15 protein-coding genes are annotated in these 15762 nt (G+C 54.1%); 8 read left to right on the plus strand and 7 right to left on the minus strand.

Going from position 1 to position 15762, the window contains the following annotated elements:
- Positions 1-5 precede the first annotated feature (5 nt).
- Entirely contained in the window at positions 6-1529 is a 1524-nt protein-coding gene (ftsY, locus tag LOZ86_RS00385; RefSeq protein WP_039485290.1) for a signal recognition particle-docking protein FtsY, read from the minus strand.
- Positions 1530-1878: 349 nt separating this feature from the next.
- On the opposite strand from ftsY, the gene rsmD reads away from it, so the two are divergent.
- Positions 1879-2454: a 16S rRNA (guanine(966)-N(2))-methyltransferase gene (rsmD, locus tag LOZ86_RS00390; RefSeq protein WP_010306568.1), complete on the plus strand. Its 576-nt coding sequence runs from the start codon at positions 1879-1881 to the stop codon at positions 2452-2454.
- A 29-nt stretch (positions 2455-2483) separates the two neighbouring features.
- Positions 2484-2759 (plus strand): DUF1145 family protein, encoded by a 276-nt coding sequence (locus tag LOZ86_RS00395; RefSeq protein WP_161547145.1) that lies wholly within the window; start codon positions 2484-2486, stop codon positions 2757-2759.
- A 3-nt stretch (positions 2760-2762) separates the two neighbouring features.
- Here LOZ86_RS00395 and LOZ86_RS00400 read toward each other — a convergent pair whose 3' ends face one another.
- A complete protein-coding gene (locus tag LOZ86_RS00400) occupies positions 2763-3122 on the minus strand; it encodes a DUF2500 domain-containing protein (protein WP_039485293.1) in 360 nt (119 codons plus the stop codon).
- On the minus strand, positions 3122-3442 hold the full coding sequence (locus tag LOZ86_RS00405) for a DUF1820 family protein (RefSeq protein WP_039485294.1): 321 nt from the start codon (positions 3440-3442) through the stop codon (positions 3122-3124). Before LOZ86_RS00405 ends, LOZ86_RS00400 begins: the two co-directional genes overlap by 1 nt.
- Before the next feature lie 191 nt (positions 3443-3633).
- Between LOZ86_RS00405 and LOZ86_RS00410 the strand changes: the two genes are divergently transcribed.
- Positions 3634-4263, plus strand: a complete 630-nt coding sequence (locus tag LOZ86_RS00410) for a lysoplasmalogenase (protein ID WP_039485295.1) — start codon at positions 3634-3636, stop codon at positions 4261-4263.
- A 237-nt stretch (positions 4264-4500) separates the two neighbouring features.
- Positions 4501-6855, plus strand: a complete 2355-nt coding sequence (locus tag LOZ86_RS00415) for a zinc/cadmium/mercury/lead-transporting ATPase (RefSeq protein ID WP_039485336.1) — start codon at positions 4501-4503, stop codon at positions 6853-6855.
- Positions 6856-6989: 134 nt separating this feature from the next.
- Here the strand turns inward: LOZ86_RS00415 and tusA are convergent, their stop codons facing one another.
- Entirely contained in the window at positions 6990-7235 is a 246-nt protein-coding gene (gene tusA / locus LOZ86_RS00420; RefSeq protein WP_039485296.1) for a sulfurtransferase TusA, read from the minus strand.
- A 216-nt stretch (positions 7236-7451) separates the two neighbouring features.
- Between tusA and LOZ86_RS00425 the strand changes: the two genes are divergently transcribed.
- Both LOZ86_RS00425 and LOZ86_RS00430 read left to right on the plus strand, forming a co-directional pair.
- Complete coding sequence (locus LOZ86_RS00425; RefSeq protein WP_039485298.1) at positions 7452-8129, plus strand: 7-cyano-7-deazaguanine/7-aminomethyl-7-deazaguanine transporter; 678 nt, start codon at positions 7452-7454, stop codon at positions 8127-8129.
- 187 nt (positions 8130-8316) lie between these two features.
- The gene (locus tag LOZ86_RS00430) at positions 8317-8883 is read left to right on the plus strand and encodes a DcrB family lipoprotein (protein ID WP_039485300.1); all 567 of its coding nucleotides are present in this window, start codon (positions 8317-8319) and stop codon (positions 8881-8883) included.
- Between the two features lie 41 nt (positions 8884-8924).
- Here the strand turns inward: LOZ86_RS00430 and LOZ86_RS00435 are convergent, their stop codons facing one another.
- Positions 8925-10121 (minus strand): MFS transporter, encoded by a 1197-nt coding sequence (locus LOZ86_RS00435; RefSeq protein ID WP_039485302.1) that lies wholly within the window; start codon positions 10119-10121, stop codon positions 8925-8927.
- 129 nt (positions 10122-10250) lie between these two features.
- Here LOZ86_RS00435 and yhjD point away from each other — a divergent pair, with 129 nt between their 5' ends.
- Both yhjD and kdgK read left to right on the plus strand, forming a co-directional pair.
- Positions 10251-11267: an inner membrane protein YhjD gene (gene yhjD / locus LOZ86_RS00440; RefSeq protein ID WP_111778596.1), complete on the plus strand. Its 1017-nt coding sequence runs from the start codon at positions 10251-10253 to the stop codon at positions 11265-11267.
- A 167-nt stretch (positions 11268-11434) separates the two neighbouring features.
- On the plus strand, positions 11435-12367 hold the full coding sequence (gene kdgK / locus LOZ86_RS00445; protein ID WP_039485305.1) for a 2-dehydro-3-deoxygluconokinase: 933 nt from the start codon (positions 11435-11437) through the stop codon (positions 12365-12367).
- A 97-nt stretch (positions 12368-12464) separates the two neighbouring features.
- Here kdgK and LOZ86_RS00450 read toward each other — a convergent pair whose 3' ends face one another.
- Entirely contained in the window at positions 12465-13982 is a 1518-nt protein-coding gene (locus LOZ86_RS00450) for a M16 family metallopeptidase (RefSeq protein WP_111778595.1), read from the minus strand.
- A 340-nt stretch (positions 13983-14322) separates the two neighbouring features.
- Positions 14323-15615, minus strand: a complete 1293-nt coding sequence (locus LOZ86_RS00455) for a dicarboxylate/amino acid:cation symporter (RefSeq protein WP_039485308.1) — start codon at positions 15613-15615, stop codon at positions 14323-14325.
- Positions 15616-15762: the final 147 nt, after the last annotated feature.

Genomic DNA, 15762 nt, shown 5'->3' on the forward strand with positions numbered 1-15762 from the left:
CCGTTTTAATCCTCTCGGGCAAAAAGTGCCTCAATAAAATCGTCGGCCTTGAATGGCCGTAAATCTTCAATACCTTCACCTACCCCAATATAGCGGATAGGAATAGCGAACTGGTCGGCAATGGCGAAAATCACCCCGCCTTTCGCGGTGCCGTCCAGCTTAGTTAAGGTAATACCCGTCAGTCCAACCGCTTCATTAAACAGTTTGGCCTGACTCACTGCGTTCTGCCCGGTGCTCGCATCCAACGTCAGCATCACTTCATGCGGCGCGTCTTCATCCAGCTTCTTCATCACGCGCACAATCTTTTTCAGCTCTTCCATCAGGTGCGCTTTGTTCTGCAAGCGACCGGCTGTGTCCGCGATCAGGACATCAACGCCACGCGCTTTCGCTGCCTGAATCGCATCGAAAATCACCGATGCCGAATCCGCACCGGTATGCTGTGCCACCACCGCCACGTTATTGCGCTGTCCCCAGACTTGCAGTTGCTCGACCGCCGCCGCACGGAAGGTATCCCCCGCCGCCAGCATTACGGATTTGCCCTGCGCCTGGAACTGACGTGCCATCTTCCCGATGGTGGTGGTTTTACCCACACCATTAACGCCAACCATCAGAATGACATACGGCGTTTTGCCTTCGATATTCAGCGGGGCGTCCACCTTAGCAAGAATCTCCGCCATTTCTTCTTTCAGCTTCACAAAAAGCGTATCAGCATCTTTCAGTTGGCGGCGGCTGGCGTGCTCCGTCAGGCTGCCGATGATCTTACGGGTCGTCTCAACCCCGACGTCGGCAATCAGCAACTGTTCTTCCAGTTCGTCAAACAGATCGTCGTCGATTTTCTTACCGCGAAACAATCCGATAAATCCGGAACCGAGGTTCTGGCGCGTTTTCACCAGACTGCGTTTCAGACGAGCAAAGAAACCTTCTTTCGTAGGACGTTCCTGCTCTTGCGCCACGACAGGCACATCGTCTGGCTGCACCTGTTCTGGTTCTTCATATTCTTGCTCTTCCTGCTGCGCAACGTCCGGCTCTGCATCAACCACCGTCGCACTTTCGGAGATCTCAGTCTGCACGATCGGATCGACGACATCCCGATCGAGAACGTCATGGTCGATCGCGTCACGATCGTCGGTTGCGGAAATAATGGGGGCAGACGCGACAGGTTCAGAGGCAATAGGCTCAGAAACATTGGCTTCTGGCACAACGACGGCCGGTTCGTCAGCCGCTGCGGTAACGTCACGCTCGGCGACCGGTTGGATCAGCGCTTCCGCTTCAACCTTTATGTTTTCTTCAACAACAGACGCTTCCGGCAGCGGTTTCTCTACCGGCTCCGGCGCGTGCTCAACGGTCTGGTGAGCCGATGCAGCAGCATCCGACTCCGCCGCTGACGGCTGTTCTTCAACAATAATCTTCTCTTGAACAGTCGGCTTATCTTGAACAACAGGCTGCTCTTGCGGTTGCTCTTGTTGTTTTTCTTCCTGTTTCCCTAATCCCAGCCAGGAAAAAAAACCGCGCTTCTTTTCTTTTGACATGTGCGATCGCGCTCCACGCTGCTCACCGCAGCGAATCAATCAATGAAAATCATATTTAAACAACAAGTTTAACACTTTCCTGCCGACAGCAACACGCAGCCAACGGGGGCAATGACAGACAATTCTCGGTGCTGCCGACAATCTTCGTAACGAAAGGCAATGTCCGTAACGAAGTGTGTCAAACACCGCACGTTATCGAAAGCCCGCAGACAGCACAAAATTTTGAGTTAAGCGCCTTAACGTCCATCTTAACATTCCCTCTACACGTAACCGCCGCTAGAATAGCGCCAGAAATTTCCTGCCCGTATCCACACCACGATGATGCGGCACAACAATAACCCTGTGAGCTATGGCTAAAAAAAATGCATCGTCAGCCGCCGGACAAATCCGAATTATCGGTGGTCAATGGCGCGGCAGAAAACTTCCGGTTCCTGATAGCCCCGGTTTACGTCCCACCACCGATCGCGTGCGGGAAACGCTGTTTAACTGGCTGGCTCCCGTCATTCAGCAGGCACGCTGTCTAGACTGCTTTGCCGGCAGCGGCGCGCTCGGGCTGGAAGCCTTATCCCGTTATGCTGCACACGCCACATTATTGGAGATGGAGCGTGCAGTCGCGCAGCAGTTAACGCAAAATCTGGCATTGCTTCGGGCGGAAAACGCCGAGGTGGTCAATACTGATGCCCTGAGCTGGCTGGCGAAGCCAGGCACGCCGTTTGACGTCGTGTTTCTCGATCCACCGTTTCGCAAAGAACTGCTGAACAACACGCTTGCCCTGCTGGAACAACAGGGTTGGCTGGCACCCGACGCGTGGATTTACGTGGAAACCGAGGCGGAAAATGCGCAGTTGACTATCCCGGAGAATTGGCAACTGCACCGTGAGAAAATTGCGGGTCAGGTCGCCTACCGTTTATACATTCGTCAATGATCTTCGCAGCAACGTAAGGGTAAGAGATGATTTTGATTAACCTTGGCAGGCTATTGATGCTGGGCGTGTGGGGATTTTTGTTGCTTAACCTGATTCAGCCATTCCCTAAGCCGTTGAATATCTTCATGACCGTGGCGATGGTGTTTATGATCCTGATGCATGGTTTTCAACTGCTGCTGTTAAAATCCAGCCAGCCGAAAGACAGCCCCGCGCTGAACCGCGCACTTCAGGCACGCATTTTCCTTTTTGGCGTGTTTGAACTGCTGGCGTGGCAGAAAAAGCAGCCTAAGCCACCGAAGTCGTAATCGCTACTTCTGCTGGGGCACAAAGCGGATAAAGCGTGTGCCCTTTAGCTGCAACGACCCCTGAATGCCAGTATCAAGCTGGTGATAATCCGCGTTCTCAAGGCGCAACGTGATGATCGCGCCGCCGGTAATCGGCCTGAACGTGACCTCATAAAGCATATCCTCTACAACCATCACCTGATGTTCGTGCGCCCGTCGACGGCTACGGGGAAATTCGCGTTTGTGTTTCACCTCGGCGGCCACGATCCGCAGCGGAGCCGCGTCATTCTGCGCTTCCCGCTGGCGTTGGCGTCGATATTGCCGCGCCGCCAGCACCACAATCGCACCGACGGCCAAGGCCAACAGCCAGGGAAAGTCACTCATCAGGGTTTCTTGCCGGGAAGATAAGGGAACGCGGTAACGTTATTGCCTAAATCAGAAATGCGGGCGCTGCCTTTTTCCGTCACGGCATCGATGCGAATGATCGCCTGTAGAGGAATAAAACTGCGGCTAACGCCGGAGAATTCCGTTTTCAATTTCTCGGTTGACGGGTCAACCAACACCGTAGACTGGCTATCAAACACGAAGTCGGCAATTTCAATAAAACCGAATAGGCTGCTCTGCACCAACTCACGCACGTAAAGCTGGTAATTCTTACCGTTATTTATAAATTGAATACGATAAAGCGCGGATTCATTACTCATTCAACACAATGCTCCCTTCTAGACTTCACGGCGCCCATCTACAATAAAAACAGGCGATAACATAACATGAAGCTCACAGAAGTCGCATCCGTCTCACCTCGTGTTGTTTAACTTCCCCACAATCCCCTACACTGAACAAAGAACGGCTTATTTTTATCCTGACACAAACAAAAACACAAAAAGGACACGCTATGCTTTGGTCATTTATTGCTGTGCTTTTTTCTGGTTGGTTGTATGTGGACGCCAGCTACCGTGGTCCAACGTGGCAACGTTGGTTATTCAAACCGGTCACGATGCTACTGCTGCTGGCTCTGGCTTGGCAGACGCCACTGCTTGGCGTGCCGGGCTATCTGATTGTGCTGGGGCTGCTGGCAACGCTGGTCGCAGACACCCTGCTGTTGCTGCCAACTCAGCGCCTGCTTTACGCATTTGGTGCCTATTTTCTCTCACATCTTCTGTACACCATTAGCTTTTTTACCGGACAAATTTCACTCACGTTCTTCTGGCCGCTGGCATTAATGCTCGTCATTCTGGCCGCGATCCTGATCGCTATTATCTGGGGACGGCTGGAAGCACAGCGCTGGCCCGCCTGCGCATTTATCATCATGACGGCGCTGATGGTCTGGATTGCTGGCGAGCGGTATTTTGCGCTGGGGACAAACGCGAATTTCTCCCTGCTGACGGGCACCGTACTGCTATTTATCGCCCATGCGGCCTGGCTGATTCACCATTACCGTTTTCCGTTCCGCGCCCATCAGGCGATTGTGGCAGCGGGCTATTTTGGCGGCCATTTCCTGATCGTTCGCTCCCTCTATTTCTGACGTTCGCGGCACTCACGAAAATCTGGCTAAGCATTGAGCGGCGGTGTAAAGTTCCTGATGAGAATCGTAATCACTAAGAAACTATTCCAGTAGGCGTTATTGGTGCAGCCAGTTTGGACTCGGACAGCGCGCAGAAACCGGAGCGTACAGTAGTACGTGAGGATTTCGAGCACTGCCCAGGTTCAAAATGGCAAATGAAATAGCCCTAATGGGATTGGTTCAACAATGGAGGAAGATATGCACTCTCATCAACATAACCACAGCACTGAGAAATCAGCCTGCTGCAATAACAGCGTTCATCACGCGCCACGCAGCGCCAAAAGCTGCTGCAACGAGCACACGCAGCATTCAAATCACGCCGACCACAGTTGCTGTTCAACCAAACACACGTCTGACGCCGTAGTGCAGAGCGCGAGTGGCACAGATCAGTCGTCGTCAGACAGCGGCGGTAGCGCGGATTCAGATGACCCCGACGGCGGAGACAGCGACAGGCCCCGATCCCACCAGCGTTTCAGTTGGAAAATCAGCGGGATGGATTGTCCCAGCTGCGCACGTAAAATCGAAAATGCAGTAAAAAATCTCACCGGAATTGAACAGGCCAAAGTGCTGTTCGCCACCGAAAAATTGGTTGTTGATGCCAACACCGATATTCGACTTCAGGTTCAACATGCCGTTCAGCAAGCGGGTTTCACCTTGCAGGACACCGCACTCCCTCTCGCTCCACCCGACACGTCGACCGTACGTCGCTTCGTACATGAATATGGTTTCTTAATACTTTTCACTCTGCTGGCTGCTGCAAGCTGGGGACTTTCCCTGCTAAGCGAGCGCGGCGGGCAGATCGCGTTTATCGCGACCACGATTGTCGGGCTGATTCCGATACTGAAGAAAACGGTGCAGCTCATTCGCACGGGCACGCCCTTCGCGATTGAAACGCTGATGAGCGTGGCTTCCATCGGGGCGCTCTTGATTGGCGCCACCACCGAAGCCACCGTCATCCTGCTGCTGTTTATGTTGGGCGAACATCTGGAATCTTACGCGGCAAACCGCGCACGACGGGGCGTAACGGCGCTGATGGCGCTGCTTCCCGAAGATGCCACGGTCGTCGGCAACGGGCAGCGACGCCTCGTTCCCGTTGCCAGTCTGGTTCCCGGTGACGTGATTGAAGTCGCGCCAGGTGGACGACTCCCCGCCGATGCCGAGCTCTTGAACAGCGACGCCAGCTTTGATGAAAGCGCCCTGACCGGTGAATCGGTTCCCGTTGAGCGTACTCCGAGTGAGAAAATTGCCGCAGGCAGCCTGTGCGTCGATCGGGTCGTGCAACTGCGCGTGGTGTCACAGCCGGGCAACAGCGCTATCGACCGCATTCTGCAACTGATAGAAGAAGCGGAAGAGCGCCGTGCGCCGATAGAGCGCTTCCTCGATAAGTTCAGCCGTTACTACACGCCAGCCATCATGCTGCTGTCGCTGCTGGTGATTCTGGTACCGCCGTTGCTGCTGGCGCAGCCGTGGCAAGAGTGGATTTATCGCGGCCTGACGCTGCTGTTAATTGGCTGTCCGTGTGCGCTGGTGATCTCAACCCCTGCGGCGATTACGTCCGGGCTGGCCGCCGCAACGCGTCGTGGGGCGCTGATTAAAGGCGGTGCAGCGCTGGAATCGCTGGGCAGCATCAAGACTATCGCATTCGATAAAACGGGCACGCTGACGGAAGGCAAGCCGCAGGTGACGGACGTATTGCCCGCCGCTGGCGTTAGCGCAACGGCGCTGCTGACGCGCACCGCCGCCGTGGAATCCGGCTCACACCATCCGCTTGCCAAAGCCATCGTCCAGCATGCGCGCTCCAGCAGCACGTTCCTGCCAATGGCGGAAAACCGCAAAGCGCTGGCAGGAGTCGGCGTGGAAGGCACGATAAGCGGCAAGCGGATTCAGGTCAGCGCGCCGACTCGCGTCGCGCCCGATCTGCTTGATGCCGACTGGTTGCAACGGGTTGAGGCGCTGGAAAACGAAGGGAAAACCGTCGTGGTGGTGCAAGAGGACGATAACCTGCTCGGCGTGCTGGCGTTGAGCGATACGCTACGCCACGATGCGCGTGAAGCGCTGGATGCTTTGCAGCAGTTGGGGATTCGTGGCGTCATGCTCACGGGTGATAATCCCCGCGCAGCAGCAGCGATTGCGGCGACATTAGGGATCGATTACCGCGCCAGCCTGCTCCCTGCCGATAAGGTCACGGCGGTCAGCGAATTGAGTCAGCAGCATCCCGTGGCGATGGTTGGCGACGGCATCAACGACGCACCAGCGATGAAAGCCGCAACGATCGGAATTGCGATGGGAAGCGGTACGGATGTGGCGCTGGAAACGGCCGATGCAGCCTTAACGCACAGCCGCCTGACCGGGCTGGCAGCGATGATTAGCCTGTCGCGGGCGACGCAGCACAATATTCGCCAGAACATTGCCATCGCGCTGGGGCTGAAAGCCGTCTTTCTGGTCACCAGCATTCTGGGCATTACCGGACTGTGGCTGGCGGTACTGGCGGATTCCGGCGCAACCGCGCTAGTCACCGCCAACGCGCTGCGGCTATTGAGAAAACAGGACTGATATTACCGTTGCTGGCTGTGAATTGAAGGATCGAGATACACGGAGCGACCACGGGGCGAGGCCTCCCTACGGGAACCTCATCCCCGTGTTTCTCCTAATCACACACGTCAACGAACGATATAACGCACTGAGTATTATTGGCCTTTGCGCAGCAGATACCGATAGGGAAGTTGTTCGGTCTCCTGTGACAGAAGCTCATGCTCCATGAACACACAAAAACCGGGAATATCGCGGGTTGTGGCAGGATCGTCGGCAATAATCAGCAGCGTTTGCCCGGTTTCCATCTGGCGTACGGTCTTACGCACCATCATTACAGGCTCAGGGCAGCGCAGTCCCTGTGCATCAAGGGTTTTATCCGGGTTGGTAAATGGATCGGTCATCAACGTTCTCAGTACAGGAATCAAAAAACCGCCTTAGTTTACGCTGAGGATTTCCCGACGCAAGCGACGACAACGTTTGCGCAGAAAACAACCATCTTTTCCTGGCAAAACACATTGCATTAACGAAGCAATTGCGTATTATGCCGCCGCGTTGCAGCATAAATCTGCACGTTATCTCTTGGGTTCCCTAACCCCAATAACCAAAAAGGTCACATCATGTATCGTTTTACTCCCCAGCAGCGGCTTACGGCGCTGATCTGGCTATCGTTGTTCCATGTCCTGATCATTACGTCGAGTAATTATCTGGTCCAGCTTCCGGTATTGATTTTCGGTTTTCATACCACCTGGGGCGCGTTTACCTTTCCGTTTATTTTTCTGGCAACTGACCTGACGGTACGGGTTTTCGGTGCGCCGCTGGCGCGTCGTATTATTCTGACCGTGATGGTGCCTGCGCTGGTGATTTCCTATCTGGTGTCGTGCCTGTTTTATCAGGGATCGTGGCAGTCGTTCGAGGCATTAAGTCAGATAAATATCGTCGTGGCGCGTATCGCCTGCGCCAGCTTCATGGCTTATGTTCTTGGTCAGATTCTGGATGTTCACGTCTTCAACCGCCTGCGCCAGAAACGCGCGTGGTGGGTTGCGCCGGCGGTGTCGACCGTGTTTGGTAATTTCAGCGATACGCTGGCCTTTTTCTTCATCGCGTTTTACCGCAGCACCGATGCCTTCATGGCGGCAAACTGGGTTGAAATCGCGATGGTGGATTATGCCTTCAAGCTGCTGATCAGCCTGGCATTTTTCCTGCCGATGTACGGCGTCATGCTGAACATGGTGCTCAAACGTCTGAGCGAGCAGAAAGGCACACCCGACTATCACTCCGTCAGCAGCCACCATTAATGCCAATCGGGCGGCCATCTGCGCCGCCTTTTCCCCCACAGTCACTCATCGTTTTGTAAAAATAACGCAGGTACTAACAACGGTTTGCAACAACAAAATGCTTGTTTTTGCTATCTGAATAGGGTGCCATACTGTTATTACCTGTTTAAAACGATTATCTGTTTCAAAAACGAGAGAAAGGGATCCCATGTCGAATGTAATCAAATACCTCGGTGTCGGCTTGCTTGTCGGCCTGCTTGCTGCCTGTGATGGCAAAACGGATGACGCTGCAAAATCGGGCGCACAAGATAAACCTGCCGCAGAAGCTGCCGCGAGCCAGAACATTGAATTAATGGGTGGCAAGGTGGCGTTTACCCTGCCGGCCGATATGCGTGATCAAAGCGGTAAAGTCGGCACGCAGGCGAACAACATGCACGTTTACGCCAATGACAATGGACAGAAAGCGGTCATCGTGATTCTGGGCGACAACACTACGGAAGAGTTAACCGTGCTGACACAGCGTCTGGAAGATCAACAGCGCACGCGTGACGCCAACCTCCAGGTCGTCACCAACAAGACCATCGACGTTGACGGCAAGAAGCTGCAACAGCTCGACAGCATTATCACTAGCAGCGGACAGCAGGCTTATTCCTCTGTCGTGCTGGGTAAAGTGGAAAACCAGCTGCTGACCTTGCAGATCACGCTGCCAGCCAACAATCAGCAACAGGCACAGAGCGAAGCAGAAGGCATCATCCACACTCTGAAGCTGAAGTAATCATCGTTATCGAATAACAGTAGCCACCAAGGTGGCTACTGTTATTCGATGGCTGTGCGCTGGGTCAGTCGCCACGTCAGCGCTAAGCCGCCTAGCCCCAGCAGCGCCGCCGCCAGATAAATAGAGGCGATACCGGTATAAGCCATCAGCACGCCCGCCACCGGCCCGACGATGCCCAGCGATAAATCGAGAAATATCGTATAGGTTGCCAGTGCACTGCCCTGATTCTGCGGTGATACCGCCTTAACGGCGACAACGCCTAATGCCGGGAACACCAGAGAGAACCCCGCCCCCGCGAGAAACGCACCGACTTCCGCCATCAGCGGCTGCGTCGCCCCCCAGACCAGCAATAACCCGACGATTTCAACCACGAAGCACGCTATTGCCACGCGCAGTCCGCCAAACCGCTGAATACTGTTAGGAAACACCAGCCGTGCACCGACAAAGGCAACGCTGAAAATGGTTAGCGTCAGCGCCGCACCTTCCCAGTTCCGATCCGCATAAAACAGCGTGATGAAGGTGGCGATCACACCAAAACCCGCAGAGGCGATCGCCAGAATAATGCCGTAAACCCAGACTTTCCCCAGCACTTCGCGGAAGGGAATCTTTTTCCCCGGCGCGACCTGCACCGCGGGGCGCGGCAGCGCGAGAACAATCGCCACGGCTGCGATCAGGATAATGCATACGGAGAGCAGCTTTAGCCCACCGATATGGTTGAGCCAGACGCCGAGCGGTGCACCAATCGCCATCGCGCCATAGGTGGCAATGCCATTCCATGAAATCACGCGCCCAATGTGTCGGGAACCGACCACGCCGACGCCCCAGAGCGTCGCGCCTGTACCGGCAAAGCTCTGTCCGGCACCCAGCACCACACGCCCGATGCACAGTAGCAGCAGCGTGATGGCAGGCGAGGCGTCGCTAAAGGCGGCCATCAGATAAAACACCCCGCTCAGCATGACGCCAGCCAGCCCCCAGACGACGATTTTCTTCGGTCCTTTTTCGTCGGCGCTGCGGCCCGCATGCGGACGGCTTACTAGCGTGGAAAAGTATTGCAGGCTGATCACCAACCCAGCCCAGAATGCACTGTAGCCGAGATGATCGTGCACATATCCCGGCAGCACCGCCAACGGCAGGCCGATATTCAGATAGCTGGCGAAGTTGAACGCCACAATCGAAACGATGCGCAGATTAAGGCGCAGACCGCTCAGCGCCGGTTCGGAGGGGGAAGGTGTTGGCATGGAAAATTCACTCGCTTAACGTCCGTGTATGACGTACGTTCAGAAAAACATCGAAAAGTAACATTCTTATATTGTTGGTTATAATCAACCTTATGCTACTAAACTAATCCCGAACACAGGAGAAACGCAATGCCTGTACCGGCAGACCCGGATCGCCAGTCAACATCGTCAACCCCAGAAGGGGATAAATCACCACAGAAACCTCTCTCGTTTCTGGGCAAGAGCAAGCGTCTGGTCGCACGTATTCAGGCGATCCCCAGCGTGGCGCACCTGATTCGCGCGGGCGAACGTTTCAACGATCGGATGGGCAACCAGTTTGGCGCGGCCATTACCTATTTTTCCTTTCTGTCGCTAATCCCGATTCTCATGGTGTCTTTTGCCGCCGTGGGTTTCGTGCTGGCTTCTAACCCCGATCTGCTGACGGGGCTGATTAACCGTATCGTCAACAGTATCAGCGATCCTAATCTGGCCAATACGCTGAAAAGTACCGTTAACACCGCCGTGCAGCAGCGTACTACCGTGGGGATTACCGGTTTGCTGATCGCACTTTATTCTGGCATCAGTTGGATGGGAAACCTGCGTGAGGCGATTCGCGCCCAGTCGCGCGACGTGTGGGAACGGAACCCGAAAGATGAAGAGAAGATTTACTTTCAGTACACGCGGGATTTCCTGTCGCTGACCGGCCTGGTCATTGCGCTTATCATCACGCTTTTCCTGACCTCCGTTGCTGGTACCGCGCAAAACATGATTGTGACCGCGCTGGGGCTAGATGGCATCGAGTGGCTGCGCCCCGCGTTGACGCTGATTGCCCTGTCAATCTCCATCTTCGCCAACTATCTGTTATTCCTGTGGATATTTTTCGTTTTACCGCGCCATAAACCCAAACGCAACGCGCTCTTTCGCGGCACGCTGATCGCCGCCGTGGGCTTTGAAGTCATCAAATTCGCGATGACCGTCGCGCTGCCTAAATTGGCCAGCTCGCCTTCCGGTGCCGCGTTCGGTTCGGTCATTGGCCTGATGGCGTTCTTCTATTTCTTCGCTCGTTTGACGCTCTTCTGCGCCGCCTGGATCGCAACGGCGAACTACAAAGGCGACACCTCGACGGATAAGAATGAGCAGGAGAAAGAACCGCCCTCCGATCGCTAAAAGCAGCGGGAAAGCACTGGTTTTCCGATCTGCGTCATGAAAAAATAAAACATCGTTTCAAGACTATTGACTCAGTCTCGCGTAATGTTGAGACTGACGTTAATTTCCGCATTTTTTATACCCAATAACATCAGGTGCAGGGTACCTTTTCAAACAGGCCAAAAGTGATGACAACTACTAACATTGCCGTAATCGGCGAATGCATGATCGAACTGTCGCAGAAGGGCACGGATCTTAACCGTGGATTTGGCGGCGATACGCTGAACACTGCCGTTTACATTGCCCGTCAGGTAAACGCCGATAAGCTGGGCGTGCATTACGTGACCGCACTCGGTACCGATAGCTTCAGTACCGAAATGGTTGCCGCCTGGCAGAAAGAAGGGGTGAAAACCGACCTGATTCAGCGACTGGACAACAAGCTGCCCGGTTTATACTTCATTGAAACCGACGATAGCGGCGAGCGTACGTTCTACTATTGGCGTAATGATGCCGCGGCCCGCTACTGGCTGGACAGCCCAGAAGCAGAAAAAATCGGTCAGTCGCTGGCACAATTTGATTATCTCTACCTGAGCGGCATCAGTCTGGCGATTCTGAACGCCGAAAGCCGTCAGCGTCTTCTCGCCCTGCTGCGCGCCTGCCGCGCCAACGGCGGTAAAGTGATTTTTGATAACAACTACCGTCCACGTCTGTGGCAGAGCAAGGAAGAAACGCAGCAGGCCTACACTGATATCCTGTCCTGTACTGATATCGCTTTCCTGACACTGGATGACGAAGACATGCTGTGGGGCACGAAGCCGCTGGAAGCGGTGCTGGACCGGACGCACGGTTTGGGCGTTAACGAAGTGGTCATCAAACGCGGTGCCGATTCCTGCATCGTGTCTGAACGCGGACAAGCGCTGGTTGATGTTCCAGCGATCAAATTGCCAAAAGAGAAAGTGGTCGATACCACCGCCGCAGGCGACTCTTTCAGCGCAGGTTATCTGGCAGTACGTCTGAACGGCGGCAGCACGCAGGAAGCCGCACAGCGCGGTCACCTGACAGCCAGCACGGTCATTCAATATCGTGGCGCGATTATCCCGCTAGAGGCAATGCCTGCATAAACAGGATGTCACGTGATAATAAGTTAAAGGCCGCAATCGCGGCCTTTTCTATTTACTGATTAATGATTTACTGATTAGTGACTTACTGATTAATAAATTACTGTGCGGCGGGTGCCGTTTCCTGCGGTTTTGTTCCGTCAGAAACTGCGCCTTCAGATGCCGCGGCTCCAGCGCTGGCAACTGGCTCGGTCATCGGCGTCATAATCCGGTCGTAGGCTTCCTGCAATGCCTTCATATTCGCTTCCGGCTCACCGGGCTGTTGGATCAGCATCAGCGTCGTATCCTGTACCAACTGCTGATGCAGTTCCTGATTCAGCATATCGAGCGTCAACGCGGACAGATAGGTCTGGCGCAGTTTCTGATACTGCTCGGGAGAAATATCCACGACGCCATTCTGCTGGGAGCGCAGGCGCTGATCCATCAGGATGTCCGTGCTGGTCCGCGCATAGGTCGCAAACAGCTTACTCAGCTCGTCCGTCTTGCGCGCAATCAGCGCATCAAACTCTTGCTGTGTCAGCCCTTTTTCACGCAGCGTCGCCAGCTCACGCGCCATAAACGTCACGCCCGGTTCAACGCCCTCACTATTCGGTACATCCATATGAATCGCGCACTGAGAACGGGTATAAAACACATTGCAGTCGAAGCGGAGATTGTTGCTCTTCAGCGGGCTCTTCTCCAGCGCCTGCTGTAGGTGCCAGAACATCGCCTCCCGCGTCATATCGCCCAGCCAGTAGCGAACCAGCGCCTGCGATTCACGAATCGGGTGCCACGGGGCATCCCACATCAGCGACAGCGTATCCTGCTGGACGTTGTTATTCATCAGGCTGATCGCCTGCGGTGGTAGCGGGCTGAGTGTCGGCAACGGCGCTGGCGCTTCACGTTTCCCTTCCAGCGGAGAGAAGACTTTCCCGATTTGCTCGATCACGCTGCGGTTATCCACATGACCGACGATGTAGAGCGTCATCGCATCTGGCGTGTACCAGGCTTTATAAAATTGCTGGAGCTGCTCGCCATTTAACGGCGGTTTGACGTCCTGAGCAGGATCGTGTGCCAGCAGGGGTGAGCCTTTCAGGCGATAGCGCCAGCTCGGATCCTGTGGGTTAACCGGAAAGGTTGCCACCTGATCGGGCACCTTTAACGCAGCCTGTAGACTTTTTTCGTCGAACGCTATCTGCCCTGCGCTTTCCGAAAGCCACGTCAGCGCTTCTTTCAGCAGTTCAGGGCGATTATTCGGCAAACTCAGGTTATACGACGTGAAGTCGTACGAGACAATGACAGGAGGCAGGACGCGTGAGCTGTTAGCGTCTCGCATCCACATGGAAGGCCGCTGGGCGGCGGACAGCTTATCGCCGGGCGCTAAGGCCAGACGGGGAAGAAAATGGGCAAAGCCTACCTGCTGGGCATTTTCCAGCAGCGATCCAGCATTAACAACCAGACGCAGCTCAACCCGATCGCCGGGGCGCTGTGGTGTGGTTAATAACTGCCAGGTAAAACCATTATCAAGCTTACCCTGCTGCCAGGCAGGATCGGGCTGTAGTGCTTCAGCCTGCACGCCACTGCTGACTGCGGCCAGCAACAAACCACCAACGAAAAGCGCCTTTTTGGTGCCCTGCATGTGAACCCCTACTAATAGCTATCCAACATAATAAATGTGGTTATTGTTGATCATTATGGTGGCCTTGCGTCTGCCACCGCACACTCTCGTGGATATATCACGGAAAAAATTAAGACGCGAAGTGTACCATTCCCTTAGACCGCGCGCTTTTGTCTATGTCACTCCAGAAGACGAAATAATCTGCAAAAAAGGTAAAAATAGTCATATTTAACAATATTTTTACCTTTCATGGCGGGTAAGGAAAGAGGGATAAACGGTTTGGTTCGACGTGTTGGCAGGCAAAAAAATTCCCCACGGGCGTTAGCGCCGTGGGGAACTGATTTAGAAAACGGTATCGGAATTATGACTGTGCAGTCGGTGTAATCCCATTATCGTTCTTGTTGGTGCCAGACAGCTCAGCATCCAGTTTCTTCTCGTCCAGCTCGCGGCAGTATTTTGCTACCACGATAGTTGCCACACCGTTACCAATCAGGTTGGTCAGCGCACGGGCTTCTGACATAAAGCGGTCAATACCCAGAATCAACGCCAGACCAGCAACTGGCAGGTGGCCCACGGCAGACAGCGTTGCCGCCAGCACGATGAATCCACTTCCCGTCACGCCCGCTGCACCTTTAGAGGACAGCAGCAGTACCACCAGCAGGGTAATCTGATGCCAGATATCCATGTGGCTGTTGGTCGCCTGAGCAATAAATACCGCGGCCATTGTCAGATAGATGGAGGTGCCATCCAGGTTGAACGAGTAACCGGTAGGAATTACCAGACCCACGACAGATTTTTTACAACCGACCTTCTCCATCTTCTCCAGCATACGTGGCAGCACGGATTCAGAAGAGGATGTGCCCAGTACGATCAGCAGTTCTTCACGGATGTAGCGAATGAATTTGAAGATACTGAAGCCCGTCGCTCTGGCAATACTGCCCAACACCAGGAACACGAACAACACACAGGTGATGTAGAAGCAAGCGATCAGCTGTCCCAGCTGTATCAGCGTACCGACACCGTATTTACCGATGGTGAAGGCCATTGCACCGAAAGCACCCAGCGGAGCCAGTTTCATGATCATGTTAATGACGCCGAAAATGACCTTGGAGAAGCTATCGATCACATCAAAAATCACTTTGCCTTTTGGCCCTAAGCGGTGCAGCGCAAAGCCGAACATCACAGCAAACAGCAGAACCTGCAATATATTACCGCTAGCAAACGCACCGACCACGCTCCCCGGAATCACGTCCATCAGGAACGGAATCAGACCCTGTTGCGAAGCCTGTTGGGTATAGACCGCCACCGCAGACGCATCAAGCGTACTTGGATCGATGTTCATGCCCACACCAGGTTGCACCACGTTGACCACGACCAGGCCGATAATCAGCGCAATCGTACTCACGACTTCAAAATACAGCAGGGCGACCGCACCAGTACGACCGACCGACTTCATACTTTCCATGCCTGCGATACCGGTGACTACCGTACAGAAGATAACCGGCGCAATAATCATTTTAATTAATTTAACAAACCCATCGCCCAGCGGCTTCATTTGCTCGCCAAGCTGGGGGTAGAAATGCCCCAACAGTATCCCTATTGTAATGGCGGCAAGAACTTGAAAATAAAGACTTTTAAAAATTGATGTTTTCATACATACGTCCTATGGTGGGGAAAACACAGGAGGGGAATAGGGTACGAAAATGCCGCCTGTGATTGCGCCGGAAAGTAACATTGCAATAACAAGCTGAGAATGTTTTATAAGTTTAGTTTGTGAACGATAGGTTAAAAACAAGAGCTG

The sequence above is a fragment of the Pectobacterium parvum genome (assembly GCF_020971565.1).
Lineage (GTDB): Bacteria > Pseudomonadota > Gammaproteobacteria > Enterobacterales > Enterobacteriaceae > Pectobacterium > Pectobacterium polare.